At 47.5% G+C, this 16,745-nt stretch carries 17 protein-coding genes; 15 read left to right on the plus strand and 2 right to left on the minus strand.

From position 1 onward, the window contains the following. Positions 1–7 precede the first annotated feature (7 nt). On the plus strand, positions 8–1,546 hold the full coding sequence (locus KNQ08_RS12790) for a GGDEF domain-containing protein (protein ID WP_214806049.1): 1,539 nt from the start codon (positions 8–10) through the stop codon (positions 1,544–1,546). A gap of 78 nt (positions 1,547–1,624) precedes the next feature. Here the strand turns inward: KNQ08_RS12790 and KNQ08_RS12795 are convergent, their stop codons facing one another. After that, positions 1,625–2,263: a FusB/FusC family EF-G-binding protein gene (locus tag KNQ08_RS12795; RefSeq protein ID WP_064300586.1), complete on the minus strand. Its 639-nt coding sequence runs from the start codon at positions 2,261–2,263 to the stop codon at positions 1,625–1,627. Between the two features lie 150 nt (positions 2,264–2,413). On the opposite strand from KNQ08_RS12795, the gene KNQ08_RS12800 reads away from it, so the two are divergent. The 3 genes from KNQ08_RS12800 to KNQ08_RS12810 all read left to right on the plus strand — a co-directional run bounded on the left by KNQ08_RS12800 (position 2,414) and on the right by KNQ08_RS12810 (position 4,113). Beyond that, positions 2,414–3,121, plus strand: coding sequence for a hypothetical protein (locus tag KNQ08_RS12800; protein ID WP_214806051.1), 708 nt, complete (start codon positions 2,414–2,416; stop codon positions 3,119–3,121). 64 nt (positions 3,122–3,185) lie between these two features. After that, positions 3,186–3,635 (plus strand): general stress protein, encoded by a 450-nt coding sequence (locus KNQ08_RS12805; RefSeq protein WP_050678937.1) that lies wholly within the window; start codon positions 3,186–3,188, stop codon positions 3,633–3,635. 28 nt (positions 3,636–3,663) lie between these two features. Beyond that, positions 3,664–4,113, plus strand: a complete 450-nt coding sequence (locus tag KNQ08_RS12810; RefSeq protein WP_023466954.1) for a universal stress protein — start codon at positions 3,664–3,666, stop codon at positions 4,111–4,113. Between the two features lie 40 nt (positions 4,114–4,153). Here KNQ08_RS12810 and KNQ08_RS12815 read toward each other — a convergent pair whose 3' ends face one another. Continuing rightward, entirely contained in the window at positions 4,154–4,351 is a 198-nt protein-coding gene (locus KNQ08_RS12815; protein WP_023466956.1) for a hypothetical protein, read from the minus strand. A 128-nt stretch (positions 4,352–4,479) separates the two neighbouring features. On the opposite strand from KNQ08_RS12815, the gene KNQ08_RS12820 reads away from it, so the two are divergent. The 11 genes from KNQ08_RS12820 to KNQ08_RS12865 all read left to right on the plus strand — a co-directional run bounded on the left by KNQ08_RS12820 (position 4,480) and on the right by KNQ08_RS12865 (position 16,742). Next, positions 4,480–4,923: a MarR family transcriptional regulator gene (locus KNQ08_RS12820; protein WP_029343331.1), complete on the plus strand. Its 444-nt coding sequence runs from the start codon at positions 4,480–4,482 to the stop codon at positions 4,921–4,923. A gap of 31 nt (positions 4,924–4,954) precedes the next feature. Next, on the plus strand, positions 4,955–7,621 hold the full coding sequence (locus KNQ08_RS12825; RefSeq protein ID WP_214806053.1) for an MMPL family transporter: 2,667 nt from the start codon (positions 4,955–4,957) through the stop codon (positions 7,619–7,621). 84 nt (positions 7,622–7,705) lie between these two features. Further along, a complete protein-coding gene (locus tag KNQ08_RS12830) occupies positions 7,706–8,554 on the plus strand; it encodes an MBL fold metallo-hydrolase (protein WP_214806055.1) in 849 nt (282 codons plus the stop codon). A gap of 78 nt (positions 8,555–8,632) precedes the next feature. Beyond that, positions 8,633–8,761: a hypothetical protein gene (locus KNQ08_RS16995; protein WP_268026775.1), complete on the plus strand. Its 129-nt coding sequence runs from the start codon at positions 8,633–8,635 to the stop codon at positions 8,759–8,761. A gap of 107 nt (positions 8,762–8,868) precedes the next feature. Beyond that, positions 8,869–9,573, plus strand: coding sequence for a hypothetical protein (locus tag KNQ08_RS12835; protein WP_133208326.1), 705 nt, complete (start codon positions 8,869–8,871; stop codon positions 9,571–9,573). 110 nt (positions 9,574–9,683) lie between these two features. Beyond that, positions 9,684–10,844, plus strand: a complete 1,161-nt coding sequence (locus KNQ08_RS12840) for an ROK family transcriptional regulator (RefSeq protein WP_087681911.1) — start codon at positions 9,684–9,686, stop codon at positions 10,842–10,844. A 221-nt stretch (positions 10,845–11,065) separates the two neighbouring features. Next, on the plus strand, positions 11,066–11,548 hold the full coding sequence (locus tag KNQ08_RS12845; RefSeq protein ID WP_050678941.1) for a hypothetical protein: 483 nt from the start codon (positions 11,066–11,068) through the stop codon (positions 11,546–11,548). 29 nt (positions 11,549–11,577) lie between these two features. Further along, positions 11,578–12,888, plus strand: coding sequence for an ABC transporter substrate-binding protein (locus KNQ08_RS12850; RefSeq protein WP_050678942.1), 1,311 nt, complete (start codon positions 11,578–11,580; stop codon positions 12,886–12,888). Positions 12,889–12,960: 72 nt separating this feature from the next. Further along, positions 12,961–13,923 (plus strand): carbohydrate ABC transporter permease, encoded by a 963-nt coding sequence (locus KNQ08_RS12855; RefSeq protein ID WP_029343340.1) that lies wholly within the window; start codon positions 12,961–12,963, stop codon positions 13,921–13,923. A 13-nt stretch (positions 13,924–13,936) separates the two neighbouring features. Continuing rightward, positions 13,937–14,722 carry a carbohydrate ABC transporter permease gene (locus tag KNQ08_RS12860; RefSeq protein WP_023466970.1) on the plus strand — a complete coding sequence of 262 codons (786 nt, stop codon included), beginning with the start codon at positions 13,937–13,939 and terminating at the stop codon, positions 14,720–14,722. A 25-nt stretch (positions 14,723–14,747) separates the two neighbouring features. Continuing rightward, positions 14,748–16,742 (plus strand): beta-galactosidase, encoded by a 1,995-nt coding sequence (locus KNQ08_RS12865; RefSeq protein ID WP_149426751.1) that lies wholly within the window; start codon positions 14,748–14,750, stop codon positions 16,740–16,742. The last annotated feature ends 3 nt before the right edge of the window (positions 16,743–16,745 follow it).

Raw genomic sequence — 16,745 nt, forward strand, 5'->3', positions numbered from 1 at the left:
AATCGTCATGTATGAGAAATGGCTGGGAATCGTTATAGGCTGGTTACTGTTTCATATCGGCTGGGTGACGTATGTGGGCACGGATACGGCAATTGGACAAGTCGTTAACAGCTTGTTCACGATCGGTGGTGTAACGATCTCCCTCTATTTGATTTGGCGGGCACAGCGACGCCAGGCAAGACGCCCTTTTACTTACCGCTTATTTCTTCTATTATTATTCGCTAATGCGATGCTTGGTATCGGCGAATGTGGACAGCTCCTATACTTCCTGCAAGGACGTACACGAACGGAACCGTTTGATTGGATCGACTTGATCTTCAGTCTTCAAATCTTGATCTATATCATTGCTTTCGGTTATTTCCTGCGTAATCGACGACAAGAAGTCAATTTGCGGGTCTTTTTGTTCGATGAGTTCATCATTTTAGTCGTTGCAGGATCTCTTTCGTGGCACTACTTAGTGACGCCTTATTTAGAAGCAAATGCCTTGTTGACGATTGAAACGCTTTTATGGCTTCGTTATCCGATCGGTGATTTATTGTTGCTCGGTGGAATGATTGTCTTATTCTTTGGTTTGATGAAGCGTGGCAATGGCGGCTCGTTATTATTGATTCTACTCGCATTTCATTTTCAGTTACTCGCTGATCTATTATACGTGGTACTCGAACGATTTGATTATCCATTTCCTTCGAGTTGGCTCGATCCGTTATGGTTAGCGACTGTCCTGATTGTCGGGCTTGCCGCGTATCGCTTTGATGCTGAGGAATCTCTCGTACCTCTTGACGTTACACGGAGATGGATCGATGTCTTACGTTTGATCACTCCTTACTTATTCTTATTGATTCTATTCGTGACGATGGCACGACAAACGATTAGTTGGAACGGTTTGACGATTGGGTTAATGATTGCGATTCCGTTGTTGATTTCCCGTCAAATCCGGATTGTTGTTGACAATCAACGATTGCGCGAAAATCTCGAAGCGAAGGTGGAAGAGCGAACGGAAGCATTAGCAACTGCCATGGAGGAGATGCGACACATGGCATATCACGATGCCTTAACAGGGTTACCGAATCGATATCTGTTTGCGCGACTGTTCCAAGACGCCTTGTACCGAGCGGAAGCGACTGACGGGCAGGTTGGGTTGTTCTTTATTGACATCGATCACTTCAAAGAGATTAACGATACGTATGGACATCGTGTCGGAGATCAACTCATCGTCGATGTCACGACACGCTTACAAAAGAAACTGCCGCCCAATACAGTCATTTCAAGACAAGGCGGAGATGAGTTTGTCGTCTTATTATTTGACGTTGAACAAGAAGCAGAAGTGGTGCAGTGTGGAGAACATCTTGTTTCCTTGTTCCAACAGCCGTTTCACCATGGCATCATTCCACTTCCCGTAACAGCGAGCATCGGTGGAGCGATCTATCCGGCGCATGCAGCTTCTCGATCGGACTTGATCGAGCAAGCAGACCTAGCGATGTATGAGGCGAAACGTCGCGGGAAGAATCAATTTTGTATGCATGATTCGACGGTAACAAAGATATAAATGAAGTCATGTCATTAAAACACGTTCGTATACTGATTCAAGTGGATCAGTCATACGAACGTGTTTTTTTGATGCCGATCATTTCTTTTGCGTGCGTGCTAAGAACGTTTCAATGACTTCTGGATTCGTCACAGCTTGATTACATGCATCGCTGTCGATACACATATGATGACCAATCGTCTGATGCTGTTCAGCTGAACGACGTGTCGTTGCGGTTACGAGCGTGATGTCACTATACGTATGGCAAATCGCACAGATCCCTTTTTGGATCGATGGCAGATAGGTTCCCTCGACGCCGATCCATTGACCGTCCAAAGGATAGACGAAGTATTTTTTTCGATTTCCGGTATCGTTCCAGCTTAAAAACGTCGTGTGAACCCATTCAAAGGAGTGAAGTGGCGGAACATGTAACTTTTTCGTTTTTTTGAAGAGCTGACGGATGCGTGATTCAGAAATGCTCGGAAACGGTTGGACGAATGGTTCGACGTGTGCTAAATACGCGAGGAGATCTTGTTCGGATTCAGCGTCACGAATGTTCGTCAACAGCGCTTCCTGTTCTGGTGTAAGTACGGGCAATAGATCGAATATTTTTTCAGCAGCACTATACCGGACAGCATCACGAACATCGGGATCATGAACGGCAGCGAATTGATGTTGTAACAGGTCGACTTGATTCCGAATGAAGTTGTATTGATAGGGCAATAAAAATGCGTCCATTCGCGTTCCTCCTTTTCTTTTCATCGTACCGGAATTTGGCAACAGAACAAAGCGACATTTTTGTTTTTCTGCCTCTTGCAAGGGGAATTGAATAACAGAATGAACGAGGAGGTGAAGAGGGACGTGCAGTATTTAACATTTTTACGCCTTATGAATATAGGAGCATTCCTCTTTGCATTGCTAGCGCGCGTCGTTTGGTCAAATCCGGTCACCCTTCCTGCGTTGCCTCTTGTTCCAGCACCTTTTTTTGATGCGATTACAGGTGTCGTGTTCACGACGTTGTTAATTTGGTGTATTCGACCGGTCCGAGCTTTTCCAGCGGATCGAGAACTGATTGAAGACATCGGGGGATGGCTCGAGTTATCGCTCCTGACACTTGGCGTCAGTAGTATGACCGGACCACCTTGGGAACTCGTCTGGACTACGATTTCATTCATCAGTCTTTGTTTAGTCTATATGAAAATTCAGTATCATCCTCGGCGCTCGCCTTGGATGCGCTCCCCATTTTCAGTATTACTTGCCTGGATGAGCACGATGCTGTTAATTTTACCATTTCGGATCTTATCGGATTTTCAGTTCACTTCGCTATTTGGTCTTTCCGAACAGCAATGGAGTACGATTGCACTCATCGTAGCGATTATCGGAGGACTATTGTTTGTCGTCATTCATTCCGATTGGGTATTCGGTCTCGCGCTCGTCTGGTATTTGATTGGATTGTACTTTAACGATCGCCTCTTTCTTCTGCAACAAATCGTAACAGGGGTCGGAATCGTATGTGTTTTACTCTTGTGCTATTACGTCTTCTATAAACGGCAACGTCTTTTTCGACAGCAATCGCCGAAGTCTTCTTCATCCTAGTCATGTTTTAGATGAATTTGGGGTATATCTCATATAGTTGCTATAAAAGGGGGAGACGTGTGTCATGGGAAAAAAACAATGGATTGGTGTCTATCAAAATGAGACGGATTTGATTCGAAAAATTGAGGATCTACACTTTGCTGGTTATCTAGAAGAAGATTTGTATGTCGTGTTGCAAGACAAAACCGATATGGCGATGTTACGCGGGCAATCAGCAGCGCAACTCGTCTCTGGAAAACGGACGCTATTTGAGCGATTTACAGGCAAACCGGCTTCGGCTGAGGAAATTCAAACCGCCTTCACGGAACTCGGATTACCGGAGTCGGATATTCGTCAACATGTCTTACGTGTCCAGCAAGGTGAGTATGTCCTGTTAGCAGACGAAGCAGGAGCAGCACGTCCTGCACCGGAACCAAAAAGTATTTTGGAGACAGAACCAGAAGGGATCGAGGCAGAACGAAAACTCGATCACGAAAACCGCGCCCTCGAAAATGAAAATGACCGGATGCTGTAAGAGAGTCGTGCAGAAAGGATGATTCTTGATGGAGAGCCAGTATCATACGATTTTAGTGGCAGTCGATGGATCAAAGACGGCAGATCTTGCCTTTGAAAAGGCAGTGAAATTCGCCAAACTCGATCATGCCAAACTCGTCATCGCCCATGTCATCGATATTCAGACATTTGCTAATGTACGTGCCAATAAGCGTTTCATTGATCAAAACGTCACGGAATATGCACAAGGACTGCTCGATCGTTACGAGAAGCGGGCACGAGAAGCAGGCGTCGAGACAGTTGAACTGGTCATCGAAAATGGCTCTCCAAAAACATTGATTCCGAAGGTCATCGCACCACGTGTCGGTGCTGGGTTGATCGTCTGTGGGGCGGTCGGGATGAATGCGATGGAACGCATCATGATCGGGAGTGTCTCTGAAAACATCTCCCGTTATGCAAAATGCGATATCTATATCGTCCGTCCGAAAACCTTGAAGTGATATAAAACAGCACACATCGGTTGATGTGTGCTGTTTTATGTCATGTTAAAAAATAATAGAAGATGCCTAATAAAATCAAAATGATCGGAAGAAAAATGAAATACATCCAAGACATGTTTTTGGCCGAAGTTTTGTGGTCATACTTTTCTTCTGCTGGTTGCTTGGCAATCCGTAACGTAAAGACAAGACCTACTAGACAGATGACTAACGCAATCCAAAACAAAGTCAACATAAGCATGCTCCTCTCTTCCTTTATCATACAGAAATTGGTCATGTTCTGCATCGGTAAGTTGTGACAGTTTAGAGTTGACAAACTTCTAGTTGAGGGGCTAAACTAACTTCATAAGTTTAGGGGGTAAACTAAAAATGAAAGACAATTTACGTGAAGCAGTCCTCCTGTTTGAAGAAGTCATGATCCACGGAACAGAACGCGTGTTGAAGTCGGTCGAAGCACCCGTTTGGCAAATGTATTCACCGGAACAACTTCATGTGTTGAAGCTCGTCGGAAAATATGGACCGATTTCGTCTGGGCGTCTCGCGGCAGTGCAGGGTGTTCACAAAAGTGCCATCTCGAATCGGCTGAAAAAGTTGACGGAAAAAGGTCTCGTCATCGTCGAACGACGAGAAGACGACCACCGGACGAAGTATATCTCACTGACGGAATCAGGTCGGTTAGTGGCAACTGAAGCGGAGCAAGAAATCTATACGTATCTTGAAAATTTGATTGAAGGAAAGGTCGAGGAAGAAGAAATCATCCAGTTCATCGAAACCTTTAAGAAGATCAAAGAAATTTTGCAGTTGAACGACTAAAGACAGAATCGAAGGAAGAGGAGAATCGGATATGCGACAAATCGTCAAATGGCGTTGGGCAATTCTTGCGTTATTGCTCATCGTCACAGTAGGTTTACTATTTACGGCACCAAACTTGGCTAAACAAGCAGAAGAAGCAGGTGCGATTCAGCTTGCAAATGATGCCGATTCACAACGGGCAGCTGACATTTTAGAAAAAGCGGGGGCAAGTGAAGAAACCATTTCTCTCGTCATTCCGCTCAAAGACAAAGTCAGCGATGCCGATCGAACATCAATCGGGCAAATCGTTAAGGATTTAGAAGCACTTGATCGTCCGGTTACGGATGTGCTCGATCCGTTTGAAAACAAGGAGACGGAAGGACAGCTCGTCTCAAAAGACAAAAAGACAGTTCTCGTGCCAATCACGGTCGACGGTTCGCAAGAAGAGATCGTCAAACTGGCAAAACAAATCCGGACGGACCTCTTACCAAAGGATCAAACGATTTATCTAACGGGTGAAGCGTTAATCAATGATGACGTCAATACGAGCTCGCAAGAGGGACTGAAGCGGACGGAACTGATTACGGTCGGATTGATTTTCGGACTGCTTCTGCTCGTCTTCCGTTCAGTCGTCACACCGTTCGTCCCACTCGTTGCGGTTGGGTTTACGTACCTGATCAGCCAATCACTCGTCGCCTTTTTCGTCGATTGGTTCGGCTTCCCAGTATCGAACTATACGCAAATCTTCCTCGTTGCCATCCTGTTCGGGATTGGGACGGACTATTGTATTTTGCTCCTGAGCCGGTATAAGGAAGAGTTGACGGCAGGACACGACGTTGAGACAGCAATCGTCAACACGTATAAGACAGCAGGGCGTACGTTACTCATCAGTGGTCTCGCTGTTCTCGTCGGCTTCTCGGCGATTGGATTTGCGGACTTCCCGATCTTTAAATCGTCGGTCGCTGTTGCAGTCGGGATTGCCGTACTCTTGCTTGTCTTGTTTACACTTGTTCCATTCTTCATGGCAACATTAAAAGAAAAGCTATTTTGGCCATCGAAGAAGGCGGCGAGTCACCAAGACAGTAAACTGTGGGCACAGTATGGTGGATTATCGATTCGTCGTCCGTTGCTTGCGATGATCATCGTTGCGATCATCACGGTTCCGACACTCTTTACGTATGATGATGACCTTTCGTTTAATACCGTCGATGAGATTGGTGCGAAGTATGAGACGGTAAAAGGACTGAATGCGATCTCGGATGGATTTGGTGCAGGTGAGTCGCTCCCGGTCAACGTCATCCTGAAGAGTGACGATGATTTGATTACTGAAAAAACAGTTCCTTATGCGGAACAACTCAGTCGCGAACTGGTGAAGATTGACGGGGTCAAATCGGTTCGTTCGATTTCTCGTCCGACAGGCGAAGTCATCAATGATTTCTACGTCGATCGTCAATTAAAACAAGTTGCTGATGGTATGAAGAAAGCTACCGCTGGTCTTACGGATGTTCAGTCTGGTCTGACGACGGTGGAAGATAATTTGAATGGGATTACAGGACAGCTACCAGCAGGAGACGCGGCTTCAGCGGGTGCGAGTCAGTTGCAACAAGCAGCAGACGGACTTGGGCAAATTAACCAACAGTTGACGCTCGTCGGTCAAGGTCTACAATCGACCCAAAACATCCCGCAAACCGTTGGAACGTTGAATGCCTTGTCTGGTCAATTGAGCCAAGTTCAAGCCGGCATCAGTCAAGCAGCAAGTGGGATTGCGTCTCAAGGGGCGCAAGCCGGTCAACTTGGAAGTGGGTTGACGCAACTCGCGGACGGTGTCGGTCAAGCGAACGCAGGATTGACGAAAATTGAAAGTGGTCTTGAAGACATTTCTGATCTTCTGACCGAGATGGGACAAGCGACATCGATTCGGGGGACAGGTGTGTTCGTTCCAAAAGATACGCTGTCGGATAAAGCCTTTAAACCAGCAATTGATCGTTACGCGATCGATCAACAGACGGGATTGAAGTTCGAAGTCATCCTCGAAGATGATCCGTATTCTCCGGAAGCGATTCAAACTGTCGCTGCGATCAAAGAGACGACAGCGAAGACAATCAAAGGTACACCGTTTGAAGACAGCAGTGTTGCATACGGTGGTATCTCAAGCGTCAACAGTGATTTAAACGATACGTCGAAAGCCGATTTCAAACGAACAGTGACGGTCATGCTGATCAGTCTCTTCGTGATTCTAGCAATCATGTTCCGTTCGTTGATCATGCCGTTGTTCATGATCGGTTCGTTATTGCTGACGTATTATACGTCGATGTCGATCGCAGAGCTGATCTTCGTCAACGGACTCGGATATGACGGTATCAGTTGGGCCGTTCCGTTCTTCGGATTCGTTATGTTGATTGCCCTTGGTATCGACTACTCGATTTTCCTACTCGACCGTTTCCGGGAAGAGACGATCAAGGGACTCGATACGAAGGAAGCGATGTTCCTGTCGATGAAAAAGATGGGGTCTGTCATCATCACGGCAGCGATCATCCTCGCAGGAACCTTCGGAGCGATGATGCCGTCTGGTGTCTTGAGTCTCGTTCAAATCGCGACGATCGTCATCACAGGTCTACTCTTGTATGGTTTGATCGTCTTACCACTCTTGATTCCAGCGATCATGGTATCGTTTGGCAAAGGGGTCTGGTGGCCGTTTCGACCAAACGCTAAAAAATAATAACTAACCAGACCGGGTTCGTCTTCTAGATGAACCCGGTTTTGTCATGACGTATACTAAAAGCAGATGATAAGGAGGTAGAGCATGCAACACTTCAAACAACTAACTTCACGGATTTGGTATCAGACACCGGTCAGCGAGACGGACCGCCCGATTCTCGCCGTCGTACGTGGGGAAAATCATCAATTGATGATCGATGCGGGAAACTCGTCAGCTCATGCAGCACTATTCTTAGAAGAAATGAAGAAACACAATCTTGGATCACCTGATTTATTGGCATTGACCCACTGGCACTGGGATCATATTTTTGGGATGAAACATCTCGGTCTGCCGTCAATCGCGACCAAGCAAACGATCGAACGAATGAAGGAGATGCAACCATACGCTTGGACAGATGGAGCGTTACAAGAACGAATGGATCAAGGCATCGAGATTCCGTTTTGTGCGGACGCGATCAAGCTCGAGTTCGGTTCGACACGTGATATCGAAGTCGTTTTACCGACGATCGGCTTTGAAGGAAAACTGGATCTTGATTTGGGCGGGGTACACTGTCAGTTGATTGAAGTCGAAAACGATCATTCCCCGGGAAGTCTACTCGTCTACATTCCGGAAGAACGTGTCGTGTTCTTAGGCGACGCGATGTATGCCGATATCTTTTCACCGAAGTGGAATTATACGGTCGAACGGACGACGCGTTTACTAACGACACTCGATCGTTTAGATGCCGACTACTATATCTGGTCGCATGGAGAAGCGATGCCGAAGTCGGAATTTGAAGAAGAGATCAACATGTTGCGTCGAGCCATTCGCGTAACAGAAGCGACCCGAGGACGACTGAAGGACATGCGGACCTTATATGCAGAAGAGACAGGACGACCGTTGACAGAAGATGAGACCGAAACATTGATTTATTTCGCAAATGGAACGAAATGACAGATCATAACAAGGAATAGGATGGTGGATGTCGAATTAAATAAAGTACTACAAGCTTATTAAAGGGAGCGGTACTGTATGACGAAGCAAAGATTCGAACGAGATGAGACCGTCGATCGCGTCTTTTTTGGGAAAGCGGGCATCTTCTCATTTTTAATCATCGTCGGAGGCATTCTATATCTACTATATGATCTGTATCTACAATGACCGGGACGCATGCGTTCCGGTTTTTTGAATTGAGGGGAGTGCACGAAAACCAGATATTGGGTAATAACATGCGTGAGGCTGTTCGAGAAGATGAGAGGAGATGTCGGATGAAACGAATTCAAATTGCGGATTTTGATCGACGCATGCCATCGATTGAACTGGTCGAAAAGGATGATCACTATGAAGCGATGCTTGTTCCGAGTTATGACCATACGTATCCTTCGACACAAATCCGGACGATCCGCTTAGCGGATATCTCCGTCAATCTGATTGTGACTCCGCAAGAAACACTGCTTGTTTCTGCGCTTTTTCATAAACCGGTTCAAGTGACGGATATTGTTTCCTGGATGCAATTGTATACGATTAGTTTTGCCCAGTCGGATGATACTGGTTATTTCGTCGAACAAGCAGATGAAATTTTAGAAGTCGTCTTGTATCAGAAACATCCGATCGTCATCGCGACACGTGGTCAGGATCGATTGTATTATGATACGACGGGGGCAATCGAGGTCCGACGGGCGATGAATGAATTGGTCGGCGAGCGTCCGTTGCTTTATTTGAATGGGGAAGCCTGGTACGGTGTTCCACGTCTGACGTTTAATCGCATGAAGGATGAGTTACACGTCAACGGCACATTTTTATATGCGGACTATATGGATGTACACCACGGAAAAATCGGTTTCTTTCGCGAGAATGATCCGTCTCAACCGATTGTTTTGCTGGTCGGTCAAGCCATCGTCGAAATTGAACTGACCGAGAATCCGGACGGTTCACGTGTCTTGATCTTGGAACAACCATACGACGAAGCATGAAAGTGCACAAAAACCGTTCAGCAGATGAACGGTTTTTGTGTGAGACCGTGAAATCCCTTACAAAATATGCGAAGATAGTAAAGAGACAGACCAAAGGGGTTGAGGGGGACATGGCGAAAGAAACACCGCGTAATTCTAAATGGATGCGTTCTTATAATCGAGCACTCGTCTTGCGACTGATCCGGATGCATCAACCGATTTCGCGGGTCGAGTTAGCACAACGGACGAACTTGACGAAGCCGACGGTATCAAACATCGTCAGTGAATTGATTGCAGAACAACTCGTGACGGAGCGAGAGCTCGGGGTTTCAAACGGGGGACGAAAACCGATCATGCTCGAACTCGTCGCAACAGAACAGTACGTCATCGGTATCGATGCAACAAGCCATCAGTTCATCGGTGTCGTTGCGGATTTAAGTGGGAACACGATTCATGAGTCCGAAGCCGTGGGACGCTTTGAGACGAATGAAGAACTGATTGAAGCAATCGGTCGCTTATGCGAGACCTTGATTGCACAGACACAAGGACGGGGAACGATTCACGGAATCGGGATCTCCGTCCACGGGATGGTCAATCCGGAGACAGGTGTCATTCTTTTTGCTCCACGATTCCATCTGCATGACGTTGAGTTGAAGGTACAACTCGAAGCACGTTTTGACTATCCTGTCTTCATCGAAAATGATGTCCGGGCACTCGCTTCGTTTGAGTTATTGTTCGGTGAAGGCGTCGGGGTCGAACAATTCTTCTATCTCTATGCTGGGGAAGGGATCGGGGGTGCTTATGTGCTCGACGGACAGCTTGTCGACGGACAACATCATATTACGGGAGAGGTCGGACATATGCGCCTTGATCTCGATGGTCCGATTTGCTCGTGTGGGAACCGAGGATGTCTTGAAGCGTTGGCAGGCGAAAAAGCATTGTTACGGGATTATGCTGTCGTTGATCCACAAGTCTCGACGCTTGCTGATTTGCGCAAGCGGTTGAACGAGGGAGACGAGCAGGCGGTTCGTGCGTATGAACGGGCGGGGGAATATATCGGAATCGGGGTCTTGAATACGATTCATCTTTTGAATCCACGCCGGATTTTACTTGGGGGACCGATGTTCGAGCTCGCACCTACGATCGTTGATCAAATCAAGGAACGGGTCGAGCACACGGCGTTGACCGCTGCTTCACGTGAAACCGATGTCAAGATGGTCCCGTGGGGTGAAAAACAGGGAGCGCTCAGTGCTGCGGCCCTTGCAACGAACAGTTTATTTCAAACGATTTAATGAGCCGATTCCGTGTCTTGCGAACCAGCAAGAGATGGAATCGGTTTTGTTATTCAAAAATAATTTAATGAAACCGTTTACAAATTAAAAAGTGATGTGCTATAGTCGATGTAAAGTTAGATAATAAATTTAATTTACTAAGTTCATGGTCAACTAAGTGGAGGTGGATGCAGGTTAGCAGGGGCTAATCAAGCTGAAGCAGGAAAGGGAGGCATCGCGCAATGGAACCATACGATCCATGGGTTTCGTACCGTGAAGCTTTCGGGCGTTACGGAGCAATCCGCGGTTTTTATTTTCATCGGTCGACGCAACAGATGACAGAACAGGGTCCAGGCGATGTCCCGACAGACGAGCAGGATATCGTGCTCGTCCGACCACGACGTGACGGTGTGTTTCAATTCCGGATGTCATCGGTACAAGGGGTCCTGACGATCCGTTCATCCGAGCTACACATTCGAAAAAATGAGAGCGGATACATTGAATTACGCGCACTCATGCAACACATGCGCTCTGCCGGTTGTTTGACGCTCGGTGGGGAGTTATATCTCTTCGTCCGACCGGACGTTGATACGCTGGCGTACCGTCTTCGATTGATTGCCCGCGTATTGATTCAGCTACAGGGAATGCCGATTCAGACGAAAGTGATCGAAGAATGGTGCAAACAAGCACAAATTGAAGGGGAACACGCTAGACGATACGCTTGACTACTTACACATAAAAGGGGAGCTCTTACATGAAATTCAAAAAAACGAAACTCGTTGCTGCAGCATCAGTCCTAACATTATCCGCATTCCTTGCTGCTTGTGGTGGCGAAGACGAGCAACAAACGAAAACGAAAGACGGCAAGACGATCGTCACATGGTGGGGCTGGGCGCCACAACCAGAAGCGGGGAAAGCAGTCGTTGATGCGTTCAACGAATCGCAAGACAAATACGTCGTTCAATTCAAACGCTACAGTGAAGACTATGAAAAACAATTACAAGTCGCGATGTTGTCAGGTAAGGGTCCAGACATCATCGGTCTAAAAGAACCGATGATCCAACAGTACAAGGATCGTGTCGTACCCGTTGATTCGTACATGGATAAAGCAGCAGGCAAAGGCTGGAAAGACAAGTTCGTCGAGCTTGGAATCGAACAGACGACACTCGACGGTAAACAATATGCAGTGCCAATCGGGTTCACAGGTCAAGCGTACTTGATGTACAACAAGACGATGCTCGACAAATACGGCGTGACACCACCGAAGAACTACAAAGAAACAGTCAGTGCAGTCAAGAAGATCAAAGACTCAGGCGATAAAGTCATCCCACTCATGCTCGGAGCAAAAGATGCGTGGATCGATATCGACGTCTACAACGTCCTCAGTCACCAAGTGGCACCAGGTTACATCCAAAAAGTTCTTTCGGGTGAAGCGAAGTGGACAGACGACGAGATGGTCAAAACAGCGCAAATCTGGCAAGACCTCTTCAAGGATAAAGTCTTCCAAGAAGGTGCACTTGGTTTAGCGACGTACAATGACGGGATGAACCAATTCTTCGATAAAAAAGCAGCGATGTGGGTCATCGGTTCATGGGAAGCACACTCGATGACGACGAAAGAGAAAAAAGAAAAATGGAAAATCGATGATGAGCTCGGATTCGTTCCACTCCCGAACTTAGCAGGCGGAACAGAGCAACCCGTCATCGCATCGATCGACATGGCACTTGGTGTCAACAAAGAGTCAAAACAACAAGAAGGTGCAGCGGAGTTCATCGCCTTCATGAGCCAAGGAAAAGGACAAGAAGTCTACATGGGTGAGTTCGAGATGGCACCTGGAATCAAGGACGTCAAAGTCGATTCAGATGCTGCCTTCACATCGGAAGGTGAAAAAGAGTCGTACAAGATGTTGAACGACACATTAGCAAAAGCGGTTGCTAGCCGTGGTATCCGGGATACGAAATTAAACGATATCCTCGGTAAGGAACTTCAAAACATCGCGACAGGACAAGATCCGAAAGAAGCATTACAACGCGTTCAAGACGCAGCGGATCAATCAGCGAAATAAGACTCGACAGTGAAGTGGTACGCCTGCGTGCCACTTCCTGATTTTTGGACTTGAGGAAAGTGGGGAATCCATATGCAGACAGAGCGACAGGAATTGCCGATTAAACCAAAAGCAGAACCGCTCCAGCCGGTAGCGACACGTACGCCTGCGCCAAGGAAGAAAAAGAACATGAAGCGGAACATGGTCGGATGGGCTTTCGTTGCCCCAATCGTCTTGTTCGTCGTCAGCTTCATCTATTATGGGATCTTCTATAACGCCTATAACTCGTTCTTCTCGTGGGACGGAATCTCGTTTGACAAAGCGTTCGTCGGACTCGACAACTATGCTGAGATGTTCCAAGATCCAGACTTCTATCTCTCGCTGAAGAATACGTTCATCTTCACGATTTTAACAGTCACGATCCAAGCCGGTATCGGTCTTGTCTTGGCGTACTTCCTGCATACACCGGGACCAATGCGGACGGCGATGAAGTCGGTCTTCTTCTTCCCGGTCGTCTTGAGCCCTGTCGTACTCGGTGCGGCATTCTCACAAATCTATGATTTCCAGTTTGGTTACATCAATGAGTTCCTCCGTGCAATTGGTCTCGGTAGCCTCGAACAGAACTGGCTCGGTGACCCGGATATCGCGCTTTATTCCGTCATTGCAATCAACATCTTCCAGTGGACGGGTTCTTCAATGGTCATGTACTACATGGCGATGTTGACGATTGAGAAGGAAATCTTCGAAGCAGCAAAAATCGATGGAGCTGGATTCTTCCGGACACTGTGGAGCATCGTCTTCCCGAACTTGAAAGGAACGACGTTCACACTTTCGATCCTCGGTGTCATCGGTGGTCTGAAGACGTTTGACTTAGTCTGGATCACGACAGCCGGCGGACCGGGATCGTCGACGGAGTTCATTTCGACTTATCTATTCCGGAAATCGATGTTGCAACAGGAAGTCGGTTACTCGAGTGCTGTTGCCATCATCCTGTTGACGATTGCCTTACTCATCACGTACTTCCAATTGCGCGTACAAAAGAAAATGGATAACTAAGGAGGAACGACCCATGGATGTAGAATCTAAAAAAAGCCGCTGGATGATCAACCTTGTATTGGTGCTGGCATCAATCGTCTGGTTATTCCCGATTTTCGTCATGTTCAAAGAGAGTCTCCGAATCAATGGATTCGACAACTATATCGCGACATTACAAAACCCGAACTTCCCAACGTTCGTCTTCAACAGTTTCTTCGTTGCCTTCTTCATGATCATCATCTCGATCACGATTCTGGCATTCGCGGCGTTCGCCTTCTCGAAACTTGAGTTTGCTGGAAAACGCCTTTTGTTCAACATGGTCTTAGCGGGTCTGATGTTACCCGTCGCTTCGATGATCGTTCCATTGTTCTTCACGCTCCGTTCGTTTGACGGACTGAACAACCACTGGGGACTGATCGGAGCGGAAGTCGCCTTCTTCTTACCATTCGGTCTGATGCTCATTAAAGGGTACTTTGATGAACTACCAAACGAACTGATGGAAGCGGCGTATATCGATGGGGCGACGATTCTTGAAGTCTTCTTCAAAGTCATGCTACCACTCGCAAAACCAGCGCTCGCAACAGCTTTAATCTATGCGTTCCTTAACTCATGGAACGAATACTTGATGGTTCTTACGTTCATGACGGATCCTGCCTATCAGACAGTGACGATGGCACCAAGTTTCTTCAAAGATGCGCTCGGTGGGGATCCAGGAAAAATCTACGCGTCACTTGTTTTGATCAGTTTACCGACGATGATCTTCTATATCTTCTTCCAACGTTTCTTCCAAAAAGGAATGACGGCGGGTGCAGTAAAATAATTGTTTTTGCGTAAGGGGGAGCACAATGTATTTAGGAGTCGATTATTATCCAGAACAAACACCACGAGCACTATGGGAGGAAGACTTCCGACTGATGAAGGAACTTGGCGTCAACGTCGTTCGTCTCGCGGAATTCGCTTGGTCGATGATGGAGCCGGAAGAAGGCGTCTATGACTTCAGCTTTTGGGATGACGTCATCGAACGCTTGAGTGCGGAAGGATTCGATATCGTACTCGGGACACCAACTGCGACACCACCGGCTTGGTTATGTACGAAGTATCCAGAAATCTTACCGGTCGATGAGAACGGTGTGACGATCAGCTTTGGTGCTCGTCGCCATTATACGGTCCACAGCGAAACGTACCAGCGTCTATCCGTCAAGATCACGGAAGAAATGGCGAAACGATACGGTCAACATCCTCGTGTCATCGGGTGGCAAACGGATAATGAATACGGGCATGAGAAATCGGATCGTTCTTACGGTGATGTCGACCGCGCTGCTTTTCAGCGTTGGCTAGCGAACCGTTACGGAACGCTCGATGCTTTGAACGAAGCGTGGGGAACCGTCTTCTGGAGTCAGACGTACACGGCGTGGGAGCAAATCCCGGTACCGCGTAAAGTCTATCAGGAGCACAACCCATCCTTGCTCGTCGACTTCGATCGCTTCTGTGCTGACGGCTATACGTACTACAACAAATTACAAGTTGATGTCTTACGTCGCTACATTCCAGAGAACGTCTTCATCACGCATAACTTAGTTTACAGTGATATGGCGGTCAATCAGCAACAAATGGCGCAAGACCTTGATTACGTGGCGTTCGATAACTACCCAGTCTGGGGTGGACTACCGGAGCCGAACCGGTTCGAGAAGATGGCGAGCGATCATGATCTGTGCCGTTCTTCGAAGCAAGGAAAAGGGTTCTGGGTCATGGAGCAATTGAGTGGCGCACAAGGCTGGAGCAAAATCGGTTACTTGCCACGACCAGGACATATTCGCCTCTGGACGTACCAAGCGGTCGCGCGGGGAGCAGAAGCAATCGTCTACTTCCGCTTCCGGGCTGCTCATTTCGGAACAGAGGAGTTCTGTCACGGCATCATCGATCATGATGGCAAACCGAAACGGAAATTCGAAGAAGTCAAACAAATCATGACGGAACTGAATACGTATGGCGATGAGATCAACGCAAGCCGTTATGACGCGAAAGTCGGTGTCTATTTCGATCAAGAAAACGTCTGGGCGTGGACACACCAGCCACACAGTGATGCGTTTGATTTCCGGACGGAGTTCGTCCGCTTCTATGGTGGAGCGGTTCGTCAGCAAGTCGCAACCGACATCGTCTTCCCGGGTGATGATCTCTCTCGTTACAAACTGATCATCGTTCCACTCTATTTCTTAACGAATCCAACGTTCGATGATGCCTTGATCGCGTACATGGAACAAGGCGGTCACGTCATCTTCACGTACCGGACAGGCGTCAAGGATGCACGGAACCATGTCGTACCGACGACGTTACCAGGTAAGTTCGCGCCGTATGCGGGCATCGAGATCGACGAATACGAGTCACTCCAATCCGTTCAGCAACATCAGGTGACAGGCATCGGCGAGATGGCAGGACAATCCTCAACAGCCCGCCTCTGGTGTGACCTCATTACACCAACGACAGCAGAGACGCTTGCTGTTTATAAAGATACGTTCTACGAGGGTGTAGCGGCTGTGACGCGCAATGCCTATAAAGGAATGATTACCTACATCGGCTCATCGATTGATGACGCGATGATTGATACGATTTACCGTCAAGCGTTCACTGAGGCCGGCATCGAGATGATCGAGGCGCCGGATCAAGTCGAAATCGTGCGTCGTCACGGCGAAAAACGTGATTTCCTCTTCTTGATGAACCATGACACGAAAGAAACGCGGGACGTCACGTTAGACGGAACATACAAAGCATTGACAAAAGATGAGACATATCGTGGAACGGTCCAGCTCGCACCACTTGAGACACTGATTCTGACGACGTAAGGA

It is taken from the genome of Exiguobacterium sp. s46 (genome assembly GCF_018618875.1).
Lineage (GTDB): Bacteria > Bacillota > Bacilli > Exiguobacteriales > Exiguobacteriaceae > Exiguobacterium_A > Exiguobacterium_A abrahamii.